This is a genomic window from Bacteriovorax sp. Seq25_V, assembly GCF_000447795.1.
Taxonomy (GTDB): Bacteria; Bdellovibrionota; Bacteriovoracia; order Bacteriovoracales; family Bacteriovoracaceae; genus Halobacteriovorax_A.
In genome coordinates this window covers 37805-52391 of sequence record NZ_AUNI01000011.1, presented here as the reverse complement: position 1 = coordinate 52391, position 14587 = coordinate 37805, and the positions used below count along the sequence as shown (strand labels likewise).

General features: G+C 36.1%; 13 protein-coding genes and 1 tRNA gene. 4 read left to right on the top strand and 10 right to left on the bottom strand.

What is annotated here, in order from left to right; all coding sequences use genetic code 11:
- Positions 1 to 33 precede the first annotated feature (33 nt).
- Positions 34 to 1326: a dihydroorotase gene (locus M900_RS05275; RefSeq protein ID WP_021273834.1), complete on the top strand. Its 1293-nt coding sequence runs from the start codon at positions 34 to 36 to the stop codon at positions 1324 to 1326.
- Positions 1327 to 1725 (top strand): cytidine deaminase, encoded by a 399-nt coding sequence (gene cdd, locus M900_RS05270; RefSeq protein WP_021273857.1) that lies wholly within the window; start codon positions 1327 to 1329, stop codon positions 1723 to 1725.
- Here cdd and M900_RS05265 read toward each other — a convergent pair.
- Together M900_RS05265 and M900_RS05260 are read right to left on the bottom strand one after the other, a co-directional pair.
- Positions 1722 to 2117: a hypothetical protein gene (locus M900_RS05265; RefSeq protein ID WP_157680552.1), complete on the bottom strand. Its 396-nt coding sequence runs from the start codon at positions 2115 to 2117 to the stop codon at positions 1722 to 1724. The two genes, cdd and M900_RS05265, sit on opposite strands and share 4 nt — an antisense overlap.
- 77 nt (positions 2118 to 2194) lie before the next feature.
- Positions 2195 to 2404, bottom strand: a complete 210-nt coding sequence (locus M900_RS05260; protein WP_021273776.1) for a hypothetical protein — start codon at positions 2402 to 2404, stop codon at positions 2195 to 2197.
- Positions 2405 to 2654: 250 nt separating this feature from the next.
- On the opposite strand from M900_RS05260, the gene folE2 reads away from it, so the two are divergent.
- A complete protein-coding gene (folE2, locus tag M900_RS05255; protein ID WP_021273798.1) occupies positions 2655 to 3596 on the top strand; it encodes a GTP cyclohydrolase FolE2 in 942 nt (313 codons plus the stop codon).
- A 4-nt stretch (positions 3597 to 3600) separates the two neighbouring features.
- On the opposite strand, the gene M900_RS05250 is transcribed toward folE2, so the two are convergent.
- The 4 genes from M900_RS05250 to M900_RS05235 are packed head-to-tail and all read right to left on the bottom strand — an operon-like array spanning position 3601 to position 9415.
- Entirely contained in the window at positions 3601 to 5001 is a 1401-nt protein-coding gene (locus M900_RS05250) for a chemotaxis response regulator protein-glutamate methylesterase (protein WP_021273906.1), read from the bottom strand.
- A gap of 7 nt (positions 5002 to 5008) precedes the next feature.
- A complete protein-coding gene (locus tag M900_RS05245) occupies positions 5009 to 6877 on the bottom strand; it encodes a CheR family methyltransferase (RefSeq protein WP_021273819.1) in 1869 nt (622 codons plus the stop codon).
- 35 nt (positions 6878 to 6912) lie between these two features.
- Positions 6913 to 7413 (bottom strand): chemotaxis protein CheW, encoded by a 501-nt coding sequence (locus M900_RS05240; RefSeq protein ID WP_021273938.1) that lies wholly within the window; start codon positions 7411 to 7413, stop codon positions 6913 to 6915.
- 1 nt (position 7414) lies between these two features.
- The gene (locus M900_RS05235; protein WP_021273838.1) at positions 7415 to 9415 is read right to left on the bottom strand and encodes a chemotaxis protein CheA; all 2001 of its coding nucleotides are present in this window, start codon (positions 9413 to 9415) and stop codon (positions 7415 to 7417) included.
- A gap of 305 nt (positions 9416 to 9720) precedes the next feature.
- Here M900_RS05235 and M900_RS05230 point away from each other — a divergent pair.
- Positions 9721 to 9796 (top strand) — tRNA-Val (locus M900_RS05230).
- Between the two features lie 9 nt (positions 9797 to 9805).
- Here the strand turns inward: M900_RS05230 and M900_RS05225 are convergent.
- The 4 genes from M900_RS05225 to M900_RS05210 are packed head-to-tail and all read right to left on the bottom strand — an operon-like array spanning position 9806 to position 14537.
- Positions 9806 to 10360, bottom strand: a complete 555-nt coding sequence (locus tag M900_RS05225; protein ID WP_021273827.1) for a YceI family protein — start codon at positions 10358 to 10360, stop codon at positions 9806 to 9808.
- Positions 10361 to 10372: 12 nt separating this feature from the next.
- The gene (locus M900_RS05220; protein ID WP_021273932.1) at positions 10373 to 11542 is read right to left on the bottom strand and encodes an NAD(P)/FAD-dependent oxidoreductase; all 1170 of its coding nucleotides are present in this window, start codon (positions 11540 to 11542) and stop codon (positions 10373 to 10375) included.
- Complete coding sequence (locus tag M900_RS05215; protein WP_021273831.1) at positions 11535 to 13481, bottom strand: hypothetical protein; 1947 nt, start codon at positions 13479 to 13481, stop codon at positions 11535 to 11537. The genes M900_RS05220 and M900_RS05215 overlap by 8 nt, the downstream gene beginning before the upstream one ends.
- Positions 13482 to 14537 carry a type III polyketide synthase gene (locus M900_RS05210; protein WP_034731491.1) on the bottom strand — a complete coding sequence of 352 codons (1056 nt, stop codon included), beginning with the start codon at positions 14535 to 14537 and terminating at the stop codon, positions 13482 to 13484.
- Between the last annotated feature and the right edge of the window lie 50 nt (positions 14538 to 14587).

Sequence of the window (14587 nt, the reverse complement as noted above, 5' to 3'; positions counted from 1 at the left end):
GTAGTATAATAACCCAAAAAGGATAAAACTGTCATGAATTCAATTGATTTGATCATTAAAAATGGGAAAATAATTAATCACGATGAGGAAATTTTCGCAGATATTGCCGTTAAAGACGGAAAAATTGTGGAAATCGGTCAAAACTTGTCTGGTGCAACAAATAGTATCGATGCAACAGGTCTCGTTATTCTACCTGGTCTTATTGACTCCCAGGTTCACTTTAGAGAGCCAGGACTCACGCACAAAGAAGATATTCAATCCGGCTCAAAGGGCGCGGCCCTTGGTGGGATTTGTACTTTTTTTGAGATGCCAAATACCAATCCCCCAACAACGACAGTCCAAGCAGTTCAAGAAAAACTTGATATTGCAGAAAGAACATCTTACACAAATTATTACTTCTACATTGGGGCGACAGATAGCAATCTTGAGGAACTAATTAAGGCCCAAGATCTACCAGGATGTATTGGTGTAAAAATATTTTTAGGAAGCTCAACTGGAGATTTACTACTTTATAATGAAGAAAAGCTTCTTGAAATTTTTAAAAATATTAAAGTTCCAATTGCCGTTCACTGCGAAAGTGAGAAACGCTTAAACGAAAGAAAGCATATCCGCGATGAAGCAAAATCTGTTCACGCTCACTATGAATGGCGTGATCCACAGAGCGCACTCGAAGCGACTCAAATGATTATTGCAATTGCAAAAAAAGCAGGACGCAAGGTTCATGTACTTCACGTTTCTACGAAAGAAGAGATTGAATTTCTAAGAGCGAATAAAGAATATTGCACATTTGAACTGACTCCTCAGCACCTAACTTTAAGTGCGCCGGAAATTTACGACAATATCGACACCCTTGCGCAAATGAATCCACCAATTAGAACAAAAGATCATACAGATGCTCTTTGGATGGCCGTAGATGATGACAGTGTTGATGTTTTTGGCTCTGACCATGCTCCGCATACCCTTGCTGAAAAGCGTAAGGGCTACCCGCATTCACCATCAGGGATGCCAGGAGTTCAAACAATTTTTCCTGTGATGTTATTTCATATGAATAAGGGAAGAATCACTTTACAGAAGATCGTAGAAAAATTAAGTTATAACCCCTCTAAAATTTTTGGTCTTAATAAGGGCCGTGTTGAAGTAGGAAGAGATGCTGACTTTACAATTGTTGACCTTGAAAAAGAATGGGTTATCAATACGAAAGATCAAGCCAGTAAATGTGGTTGGACGCCTTTTTACGGCATGCTCGTACAAGGAGCTCCAGTCATTACGATAGTCTCGGGAAGAATAGCAATGCTTAAGGGTGAAGTTTTTAAAAAAGGAAAATAAATGACAAGAGTAGAACAAGCATACGAGTTAGCAAAAAAAACAAGAAATAATGCTTACGCAAAATATTCTAATTTCTTTGTAGGATCAGCAATTTCAATTAAGGGCGTTGAAAAGCTCTATGGTGGTTGCAATGTTGAGAATATCAGCTTTGGTGCAACTATCTGCGCAGAAAGAAATGCTATTTTAAATGCTGTTGCAGAAAATGGAAAAATTGAAATTGAATTCGTAGTTGTTTGTGTTGATACAAACCCGGTAACAGTTCCTTGTGGAATGTGTCTTCAGGTTATTTCTGAATTCTGTAAGGCCGACACTCCAATCTACCTTGGAGACTTAAATGGAATTCAAAAGACGATGAAGTTTAATGAGCTTCTACCAGCTCCATTTGATACTCTAGATTAATCGCGACGACGACCACTTATCAAACTTAGGAGTAAGAGCAAAGTTCCTACTCCTAAGGGTGAGTAAGTCATTAAACTGACTCTCTCAATTTTTTCACTATGATCAACTCTTGCAATTACCCTAATCGACTGACCATTTTCAAACGCCTTCGCCTGTGGGTTAAAAAGAACAGGAATTTTAGTTCCAGTAGGATACTTCTTTTGCAGATCACCAAATTGATAAACCTTCTCATCATCAAAATATTCAACAGCGGTTGGATTACTTTGCAGATGTCCTTCGAGATAAGACTTTCCTGGAAAATTTTGTAATCTCTTAACTCCATAGTCGATCGCTCTCTCGACAATGAAGATATCATCACGATAATGCTTCAATTTAGATTGCACCTCTTTCATTGTTTGAAGTCGAAAGTGATTTGGCACCAGCCAACAAATAGAAAGTAAAAAGAAGAAAAATGAAAATTTAAACATTACTAGTTCAGGATATGAAGAGTTTCTTCAGTACCGAAGTTACACTCAGTACACTTCACTTCTTCATGAACGTAGAGATTTTCACGATCTGACAGATGAGTAATAATGAACTTGGCCCCACATTTTGGACAATTCTCGATCTGCTTCACAACCTCGTCGACACTGCCATAGTATCTCTCGTATGTTTCAACTTTTAGTGAACGATTTGTCATAAGCTCCTCTCATACCTATTTTATCGAAATTAGTGACAATTTACCTTAGTTATTTTTTGGCCCAAGAAATATTGATTGCAATATAACATCCTGAAAATTGGTGAATTTCCCAAAATTAAGCTTTGTCTCAAAATAGCCTAATATTTTCGGTCTATAATAGGTATGTGAAATATTGCCAAATACCTGATAACAAGTTAAAAGATAGTCAAACTAATTAAGGTATTTTTTAACCTATTTTTTGAAAGGTCCCATGAAAATGAAAAACATAGATGCACTTAGAAATAAAAGAGAAGACATCATGAACCCAGGCATGAAAGATGACTCTGGTTTAAATGACTTCCAAAAAAGAGCGAACGAAGTTATGATCGCAATTCCAAGAGTTGGGATTGAAAGATTTAGAATTCCATTAAACTTTGAGCACGTTGATGGCACAGTAATGTCTCACGATACAGAAGCTTCAATGTTTGTATATCTTGAGTCTCATAAGACTGGTGCAAACATGAGTAGATTTTGTAACATTCTTCAAAGAGAAGGTGCGACAACAAATGTTAACCATCAGTTCTATAAGAATATCCTTCATATGTACCGTACAGAACTTCGTGACTATGAAGATGAGCCTCTTATTCCAAAAGCACACCTAAGCTTAAAATTCAGCTACCCAGTAAAACAACAATCACTTAAAAGTGGAAACTGGGGCTGGCAGTACTATGAGTGCGAATGGGAAGGGATTGAAGGAAAGGATGATAAAGTAATCATGGTTCTAACAATGAAGTATGAATACTCCTCAACTTGTCCATGTTCTCTTTCTATGTCTAAGCAGTATGAGAAAGAATACCGCGAAGGTAAGACGACAGAAGGAAGTGGTATCGCTTCAGCACACAGTCAAAGATCTATTGCGACAATGAAAGTAACATACGATCCAGATCAAGGTTTTGATATTGAGCAACTTATTGGACTGATGAGAATTGCTCTTCCAACAGAGACTCAATCTCTTGTGAAGAGACTTGATGAACAAGCATTTGCCATTTTAAATGGTGATAATCCAATGTTCGTTGAACACGCAACAAGAAGAATCAGTACTGTATTTAATGAGTGTCAAAAGATTATAGATTGGGAAGCGAAAGTTGAGCATATCGAATCACTTCACTCTCACAATGCTGTTGCATATATTAGAAAGGAGCATGCGAGATAAGTAATTAGCTCGCAGCTTTATCACTCTGCCAAGAAAATTCACCAATCTTGGCAGCAATATCATCTTTGTGCTCCACGGCCATCGCAGCACCTATTTCAACCGCCTCGCGTGGCATTCCATAAACAACTGAAGATTCTTCATCTTGAGCAATTGTTAAGGCTCCAGCATTTTTTAAGTTGAGCATTCCACGAGCACCATCCTTCCCCATCCCAGTAAGGATGACTGAAATAACATGTTTCTTTTTACAAGCGTCAACGACAGAATTAAACATATAATCAACAGATGGCTTAAATCGATTAACTGGTGCATCATCGTTTATTTCAACCTTGAGTACTCCTGCTTGATTAACGAGTTTCATCTGTGTTCCACCAGGAGCCACCAAAACTTTATTCTTCTCAAGAATATCACCGTTCTTCGCTTCAACGACAGTGAAAGGACATAAGCTATTCATCCTATCTGCAAAAGCTTTTGAAAAAACCGGCGGAATATGTTGAACGATCAACATTGGCGGAATATTCTTTGGGAATTTAACAAGGATATCCTTGATCGCATTTGTTCCACCAGTTGATGAACCAAGAACAATAAGAGAGTCCATATTAAAGTCCTTGACGACCTTTGCACCGAGCTTATTAATATTTGTAATAGTCTTACTAGACTCTGCAGCTTCTTTGATTTTCTCAAGAAGTACTGGACGAACAATTGAAATATCTTTCATATCTGGTTTTTGAATATAATCGAAGGCTCCGTTTTCAAGGGCTTCAAGAACAAGTGGACCTTCTTCCATGCTGATTGAAGTCACCATAATTGCTGGAACATTATATTTATGACCAATCTTCTTCAATAACTCGACTCCAGTCATCTCTGGCATGTGAATATCAAGAGTCATTACATCAGGTTGATGATGTTTAATTAGTGACTCTACTTCACTTGGCTTAGATGCCTCGGCGCAAATTTCAATCATTGGATCACTAGAGAGCATTTTATTGAGAAGATTTCTAATTGTTTTTGAATCGTCGACAATTAGGACCTTAATTTTTTTCTTTTCACGACTTACTGGCTCAGCGACAACTTCTGCTTTTGAAACACGAAGTCTATTTTGATCCGCGAGATAAAACACTTCAAAGGATTGGTTACGTACAACAGTTTTAATTTCTCTGAAACCAGTTCCTGAGATAACTCGACTTGCTCCATTCACAAGGGAAGAAGGCCCTAGAAGCTTAAATTCAACAGACTGAGATTCAAACTTTGTACGAACCTTTTCAATAAAACTCAGCAGAACATCAGACTTAAAATTATCGAAGATAGCGCATAGGGACTCTTTCTGTCCCTTTGCCATCACAAACATTTGTTTATCTAATTTAAAGTACTGTTCACTACTTAGCGTTGAGTTTATCTCTCTATACATTTCTTACTCATTTCTTACTTAGCCAGTCACAAGACATGTACGCAAAACTTGTAGCTGGCACGACATCTGCGGCAACTTCAGTTAACTCACACTTATAATTCAAGTCTTCAACAAGGAGATGACCGTTATCCCACTCTAAAATTTTCTCTGAAGCATGTTTAGAAGTTTTTCCAAAAATAAGCCAAGATGTAGGTTTTGACTTATTTTTCGAACAAACAGAATCATAAAGCTTTTTAAAGTCGGCAAGATAGATTGTGTCAGGAGAAAATGACGTTGGAAGAACATCAATAACTTCAAGATTATATCTAACCTTAGATTTCATATCCTCTTTTAACGCTTGAAGAATATTATCCTGTCCTTCAAAGAACATCACAGTCGGTGGTTGTTTGTCATGAAGCTCATTGAAGAACTTAACAACTTTCTTTTGATCCGAAACAGAACTATAAATAACTCTAAATTTATTTTCAGGTGATGATATTGCAATTTTCTTTTCAAATTCCTTATCAACACTTGAAACATGAGACGAAGCAAAGGCCTTATCCATATAGGCAACCTTTAACTTAGTTTTAATTTCTTCTCCACGCTCCATCATATTATTTAAAGCAGGCTTCTCAATAAAGTCAGAAGCTCCAGCTCGAAGAGCTTTCATGGCGGCATCTGAGTCGTCACGCGAAGCTGAAGAAATCATAACAACAGGCGGATGCGTCGAATTAAAGTTTCTCTGAAGGTAAGTTACCCCATCCATTTCTGGCATGTGAATATCTAACGTCACAAGATCTGGTTTACATTTAGCAATAACTTCTTTTGCCTCAATACCATTTTTCGCCACACCGACAACCTCAAAACCACTTCCCGGTTCAAAGACCTTCTTAAGAAGAGTAAGGATTGAAGAAGAATCATCTACGCAAACAACTTTCAATGTCGTTGGCATACTTGGCATTACTGGCGCTCTTGCAATAGAGACAGGAGCTGGAGTAGTACCAGAGACTGCTAATGACTCTGGAGTTGCAGAAGCTTCGGCCTTCGCCCCTTTTCTCATATAGATTGATGGTCCAACGTTATCAATTTCAAGCTGTAATCCCCCTAGGGATTCGGAGATACCGCTAAAGAACAATCCCGTATCATAGAGGTGATTTAAAAATTCATTCATGATCAACTTAATTTGATCTGGTCTAAAATAAATAAATACATTTCGACAAAAAATAATATCAAACTTAGAACCACGCATTTGCGTTTTAAAATCCAGAAGGTTCACAACTTTGAATTCAGTGGGTTCTGTAATACTCTTCTTTGCTTTTACGAATTCAGAAATTTCCCCTTTACCTCTTGCCCAGTGATCTCCAAGATAATTCATTGGAACACTTTTAATCTCACGACGATGATAAACGCCATTGGCGGCAACTTTTACAGACTCCGGATCAATATCACTTCCAATAATTTTAAACTTCATAGAGGGATCAATTTTTGGAAGATAGAAATTTAAGAACATTGACAATGAATACACTTCTTGTCCACGAGAGCAGGCAGCAGACCAAATACGAATTGTATTATCTCCACGAGCTCTGACGTTCTTAACGATAGTAGAGAGATTCGCTTTAACATATTCAAAATGATTAAATTCACGAAAAAAGAAAGTATGGTGAGTAGTTAGAAGAGATACAAGAACTCCTGACTCACTATTCAAGTTTTTCTCTAAGAAAACTAGATACTCCGCCGGAGAATTATGACCAAGCTCCAACATCCTTTTCTTAACTCGAGTTTGTACCATCAGAGCCTGCTTCTCCTCCAATACATTTCCCGATATCTTTGCAACAATTGCAGATACTCTACTAATTAATTTGTCATACTCACTCGATTGACTTAGAGCTGTACTCATCCAGAACCTTCTTTATGTTTTATTTGTTTTAAAAATTAAGCTGCTTTTCTAGCACCACTCAGAGCTTTCATGTCACTGAGGTCAAGAACCTTTGCAACATCTAAAAGCACTGTAAGTGTATCTTCTTTTCTATAAACACCTTGAATATAGTCAGCATTTACTTGTGTATCAATTTCCGGTACTTCATTTATTTCATTTGTATTGAATGCAAGGACCTTATTTATTGAGTCTACTACAATTCCGAGATTCATCCCATTAATATCAACAATAATTACAGATTCTTCAGCATTCTCTTCTTTTGCTTTAATCTTCAGTTTCGTTCTTAAATCAACAACTGAAATAACTTGTCCTCTAAGATTCATAATTCCTAAGAAGTGTGGTGGCGCCTTTGGAATTGGAGTTGTCTCTGGCACAGAAATAACTTCTCTTACAGAAAGCAAAGGAATTGCGTAATCTTCAGCCCCTAGACTAAACTCTAGAAATCTATGAACATCACCATTTTTTAAAGTTTCTTTGTTAAAATTTTCAATACTCATACTATGCCACCTTTGATAAACTATCTTTCAAATTATTTGAACTCTTCTTTAAAGACCCACTATATAACTCATTTAAATCCAGAATGAATGATGGACGACCATCTCCTAATATAGAACTTCCCATAAACCCTTTATTTGATTTAATTTCATCACCAAGCTTTTTAATAACAACTTGCTGTTGATGTAAAATATCATCCACAAGTACAGCATAATTGAAATTGTCATTATGAATAATAATTGCGATTTTATCGGTTGAATCGCCATCATCCATTTTACGCCCAAGTGTTTTACCTATATTAAAAAGAGGAAGGACATCACCTCTGAGATTTAAGCATTCGCCAAAACCAGTGATAGAGTTTATGATTTCACTTGTTGGCTTTAATGATTCATGAACTTGAGAAAGAGGAATAATATATTTCTCTGTCCCAACTCTAACAACCATCCCTTCAATAATCGCCATTGTCAGCGGTAGGCAAACCTTGAAAACACTTCCCTTTCCAATCTCTGTAAATACCTTAATATCACCAGACATTTTTTCAATATTAGTTTTAACAACATCCATTCCAACACCACGTCCTGAAACTTCTGTAACTTGTTCTTTTGTTGAGAATCCCGGATGAAAAATATACTGAATCATCTCGTGATCAGGAATCTCTTTATTTGGAGGAATTAGTTTCTTTTCAATAGCCTTCTTTCTGATCACTTCAGGATTAATCCCTCCACCATCATCAGTAATTTCAATAACAAGATTATTCCCTTCATGAAATGCCTTAATTGCAACATTTCCAGCTTCACTTTTACCTGCTTTAATTCTACCTTCAGTAGATTCAAGTCCATGATCAACAGCGTTTCTAACGATGTGAACAAGTGGATCTGATAAATGCTCAAGAACAGTCTTGTCAATCTCAGTGTCCTCACCGATAAGAGTAAGGTTAACTGTTTTATCTAATGCCTTAGAAGTATCACGAACAATTCTATTCATTTTTTGTAGAGTAGCCTTCAATGGAATCATTCTTAAAGACATCGAGATCTCTTGTATTTCTTTTGAAAGTTTTCCAAGCTGAGCAATTGACTTATTTGCAAGTCCATCTTGAATTGCTGTAAATCTTCTTTGATCAAGAACCGTTTGAAGGATTACTAACTCTCCAACAACGTTATTTAATTTCTCCACTCTTGATAGCGCTACACGAATACTTTCATCTTCTGTCTTTTTAGGCGCTGGCGCCGCAGCCGTTTTCTTTGCTGTTTCTATTGGAGTAACATTATCAGGCGCCACAGAAGCTTTAACAGGGGCTTCCGCCTGAGCAACGATATCATCACCTTTTTTAATAGTTAATCCCTCATCCATAGAAGTTTCAGGAGCTGTTTTCAGATCCATTGTTCCCATGATTGAGTCATCATATATACCAAGTTCTCGAAGAGACTCTAGAGCACTCTCAGAAATTTCGACATCGTCACCTTCCATTGCAGGTTCTTCAGAAGATTCAAATGATACTTCTTCTTCGAACATCTCTGCAGCAGGTGTATCATCCATATCAAAGTCAGAATCATCAAATTCAACTTCTTCTTCTGTGATCATTTCAACTTCTTCGTGAGAAGTTTCAACAGGTGCACCTTGACCGCTAATTACTGCGATAATTTTTGCTATAATTTCTGCACTATCAAAAGTAGCATCAAGATCATCACGTAAAGTTGTAATCATGTGAGAGATATGGTCGTTACATTCGAGTAGGATTGTCACAACATAATCAGATACTTCAATTTCACCAGTCTTTAGCTTTAGGATCAAGTTTTCCATTTCATGAGTAAACTCTGCAACCTCACCAAAACCAACGGCCCTAGATGTTCCCTTAAGATTATGTGCAAGTCTAAAAATCTGGTCTAAAAGATCAGTACTATCCTTGTCATTTTCAAGCGCTAGGAATGCTTGCTCCGAATCTTCGAGAAGCTGCATTGACTCCTCTAAAAAATCTTCCTTAAGTTCTCTTTCAAAATCTTCCATTGTGATTCCTCGATTGATATCATTCTCAACCAACCTATCGGTATTTCTTACCTTCATTTAAGCTTAATTTTTCAATTAACCTTAATTAATTTATTAGTTAAGAAAGCACTCATAATTTGCCAACTAAGCACTTGAAATTACGAGAAAAAAACAATGGAAAAATGAATATATGTTCATATTTATTTTATTGATTTTTTTTTGCCAAGTTAATGTGACAGAAATTTTTAAAAAAAGTTGAAAAAGGAATTGACAGATTTTACCCATTATTTTAATCTAGCCGAACTTAAAAAGCTTGAAATAAAAATGGGCGATTAGCTCAGCTGGGAGAGCGCTACCCTTACAAGGTAGATGTCGGCGGTTCGATCCCGTCATCGCCCACCATTTTTATTTTTACTTTATCTCTACTTCACCGTGTATCTCAATTAAATCTCTTACACTAGCAATAAAAATCGAAGGGTCTGGTATATTAAAACCTTTTAGACTTATCTTTGAGTTAAATTTTACTTTAAAAACATCATCTATTTTTCCAACCTCGACATTGACCTTTAATGGATACTTTTGTCCCCTAATTTGAATCTCAGAATCTTTCTCACTTTTACCTATTTCTAAGTTTCCAAGCTCCACCATAATAACAGGATACTTCTCTGCTTCGAGGCATAGATTAAGCATTTTTTCGTTACGAGCATCAATATCCGTATCGAGATTGGCAACAAAGAAGTATACCTTTGCATCTTTAATATTCTCTTGATCAATTTCATAATTGAGCTTGAAACTTTTTACTACACCGGAAAAGCCAGTTGTAATAAATCCAGCTTTTGTAGATTCCATATCAAAAACAATTTTATTAGCTCCATTTAATGCGTCCTTATAGCTTTCATAATCGATAGCAACTTCCTTTGCACAAACATTAGAGAGAATTAACAATAGTGATATCAAAAATTTCATATAAACTCCTTCTTAAAAAATAATCTTTAATAAACCTCTTATCGGACTATATACATTTCCAATAATACCGACAAAGGCATCTGCTCTTTTTTTACTTTTTCTTAAAAATTTTGCAACAAGCTCAACTAAGAGTTTTTTTCTAATTAACCATTGAAAGAAAAAGTTTGTAATCTTCTTCTGTCTAAAAAACTTAACTCGTTTCGAATTAAATTTTTGGATCGCCGTATTATAATCTAGGAATGCTTGAGACTCGATTATTTCACTGGCTAAGGTTTTTGCCATCCAAAGTGCATTAAATATCCCTTCTCCAGTCAATGGATCAATAAAGCCGGCAGCATCACCAATTAGAACGAGATTGTTAACTCGATACGGTTTAAGCTGATGTGATATTGGAGACACAGTATATATCTTCTCCCCTTCTTGAACATGTCCAATCTGATGATGGAGTGATGATGACTTTTCAATATAGTGATTAATGACAGCTAATGGGCCACCTAACTCTTTTATTCGCTTTGGATCACAGACAAGAGAGATATTAATTTCATTCTCAGTAATAGGATCAAGACCAATATAAGAGGAGTCTTTAAAAAGGTGCATCTGCCCAACTCTTTCGTGATTTGTATTTCTCTGCACCCATGCATGAATCGCAATTCTTTTCTCATCCTCTACAGGCGGAATAGTTGCCCCAATAGTTCGTGCAATATGCGAACGTCTACCATCTGCACCTACAAGTAATCTTGCTTGAAATACTTCACCTTGAACTGTTTTCACAGACCAGTAACTGCCTTGATTTTCAAAATTTATCACCGCCTGATCAAAGAAAATCTTTGCCCCACTTGCTTGGGCTAACTCTACTAAAGAGGTATCAAAATCTTTGCGATTAAGACTCACTCCAATATTATCTTTTCCAGTTCGAGGAAAGAGGGACTTAACCTCTAGCCCATTTGGAGAATAAATATTCATACCTTTAATCGGCAAAAATCTATCAACAATGTCACTAAGTCCAAGTTCACGAAGAAGGTCAACGCCTGTTGGACATAAGTATTCCCCACAAACTTTGCGCTTAACTTCTCTTCCCCCTTCAAGAATCACAACACTATGACCAGCATTGCTTAACTGAGATGCCAACAAAGTGCCAGCAGGGCCTGCACCGACTATTAAAACATCAAATATTTTATCCATGAAAGTGCTCACTTGTTTTCTTCGAACCTAGGAATAAAGTAGGAAGTATAAATAAATCAAATATAAGTCCAATCAAAATAATAAATGATAAGTTAATTCCAAATTCTTTAATTGGTATAAAGTCCTCTATTACAAAGAGAAAAAAGCTTAAACATAGAACAAGTGAACTTGAAATAATTGGTGTAACTATTTTTTTCACATAGTCAGCATAGCTCATCATTCGATGCTCCAGTGCATGAATGAGATGAAATGAACTATCAACAACCATACCGAGAGAAATACTATAGGTCATAATCGTAGCAATATTTAAACTCATCCCTAGAATATAGATAAATGCAATAGAAAGCCCTACCGGGATTGTATTAACAAATAGGAACGTAAAAATAACTTTAACACTTCTCATATAAAGAAATGCGATAAGAATAATCATCGCCAGGCTCGACATAAATGATTTAAGTAAAGTTATGACCATCTCCTTTTGAGAGATCATCAAATTATAATAAAGTCCGTTAATTTCATATTGGATTTTTTCTTTCTTTAGCAATTCTTCGACACTACTAACTAATGGCTCATAATCATCCACATTCAACGCAGACCCTAAGAGAGTGATATGATAACTATTTTCGAAGATCGGATAAATATCTTTAAAGGCCTGAGGTGCTCTAGAGCGCAACAAAAGATAGGCGTCCTTATTTGCAGGAAGTTCACTTGTCTTAGCATAGATAGAATTTATATCAGAGACAATTTCATTGTTTGATATGATCTGAAGTCCAGTCTTCTCTTTAATTTTATTCTCTAATTTTAAAAGAAAAGAAATATCCTGAAAATTGAGATCATCTTTAAACTTTAGCCCAATCTCAGCGATTGGAATCCCTCCAACTCTTTTTGTAACATTATCAATTCTTTCTTTAAGTTTACTTTCCTTTGGAAAATACATCGTGGCATCTGTGACCACATTTACTTTATCAACAAGACTTAAAATACTCATCAAAGATATTATTGATATAAGAATAATTATCTCTCGTCCAAAGGTTTTCTTTGGATAATGAGCTTGTAGAAAATTAAAAGGGTGTTCTGTCTTTGTTAAAAAATCAGATAAACAGTGGAACCAAATAATGGCCACTATACTAGTTACAACAATTAATACCGCTGTTAATACTCCAAAGATTCTAATCACAGATATTGAACTTAGACCAAGTGAGAAAAAGCCAATAAATGTAGTCAACAGCATGAGAAGAATTGGTGTCTTCTTATATTTCAAAACATCTTTTATTCTCATCTGACTATCTAGTCCGTAATATAAGTGCTGGCCTAGACAAACGGTCACAACGAAAGTCATCAGCGGTACAATTGATGTCACCATATTCATGCTGCCATACAAAAACTTAATGACAGATAGACTCATTAGCGCTGAAAGGAGTGATGGATAAAAGAGAATCACGCTCGTTAAGAGACTTCTAGTAAAAAATAGAATGAGAAGGAACGAAATTCCAAACATCATTGGAAATAATTGAGTTTGAATCACTTCAGAGTAATGATCAAGCAGGCTATTAGTATAACTATGACCAGCTAATTCAATAGTGTGATCATTACCAAGATACTGTATCAACTCCTTCATCTTACTCTCTTGATCAAGTCGAGAAACGATAATCAGAGAGTCTGCTCCACGAGTCTCTTCAACTGTATTTCCATCTTTTATAGCAATAACATCACAAGACTCATCACAAATTTCATTAATGCCCGAAGTTTTCTCTTGAAAATTTCCCTGCACAATTAATGTTTCAAGCTCAGGGAATTCTTTTTTAAATTTATCAAGCTTTTCAATTCCGTGTGACGTCAAGAACAAATATTCATTATTGACCTGCTTAAGATCCTGCGTATAAGTAAAGAAGAATGCTCCAATTATCACGAGAGGCAGAATTTTAAGCAGGGACCTCATTTATCTCCACTCCACTAGAATACTTTGTGCCATAAAACCAGGTCCAAAGGCGAGCATATATCCCCTATCTCCAGGTCTGATATCTCTTGTTGCTGATACTCTATCGAAAATGTGAAGAATCGTTGCAGAAGACATATTTCCAAGGTTCTCAAGTACCCATTTCGATTCAGAGATATCCTTGTCATATGCCGCGATGTAATTTTCAACCATCGAAATAATTTTCTTACCACCTGGATGAAACATATAATGCTCAATATCTTCAATTCTTAATTTATTTCTTTCTAAAAATGGAAGAAAGATTTTTTCAAAATTTCCTTCAATGGTACTTGGAACATCTTTGTCTAAGACAATTTTCAAACCAGTATTAGTAAGATTAAACCCCATAAGATATGTACCCTTATGAAAGTGATACATATCCGTATCAATGATGTGGGCGCCTGGTCCTTCTCCACCTTTTAAAACAGCACAAGAAAATCCGTCAGAGAAAATTGCTGTGCTCACAAGGTTCTCTGCTGAAAGGTCATTTTTTTGAAAAGTAATTGATGGTATTTCCATCGTTAAAAGAACTGCAGTTTTACCTGGATTAGCCTTCAAAAAATCGTTTGCATAAATCAGTCCAGAGGTTCCACCGGCACATCCCATTTCAGTCACAGGAAGTCTTACAATATCACCTCTTAGTCCTAACTCATTAACGAGATAAGCATCAACTGATGGGATCATAATTCCCGTACATGAAGTTGTAATAATATAGTCAATATCAGTTGGCTCAATCCCTGAGTTTTTGATGGCATTAGAAAGGAGTTCTTTACCGTAAGCAATCATCTCTTTCATATAAATATTGTTTTTTTCTTCAAACGAAAGATCGCCAAAGGCAATTTCAAGCGGAACTACCGCACGTCGAAAATCGATATTCGAACCTTTAAATATTTTAATCGCCTTACGCCTTGTCATCTCATCAACATTTTTAAGCCAAAGAGAGTCAGCGGCTTCAATTATTTGATCTGTTGAATATACGTATTTTGGTGCAAGACTTTCGATATGAATAATTCGTGACATGAAATTTCCTTTTGCTAGCATCATTACTAAGCTTAATATCCGTCATTTTT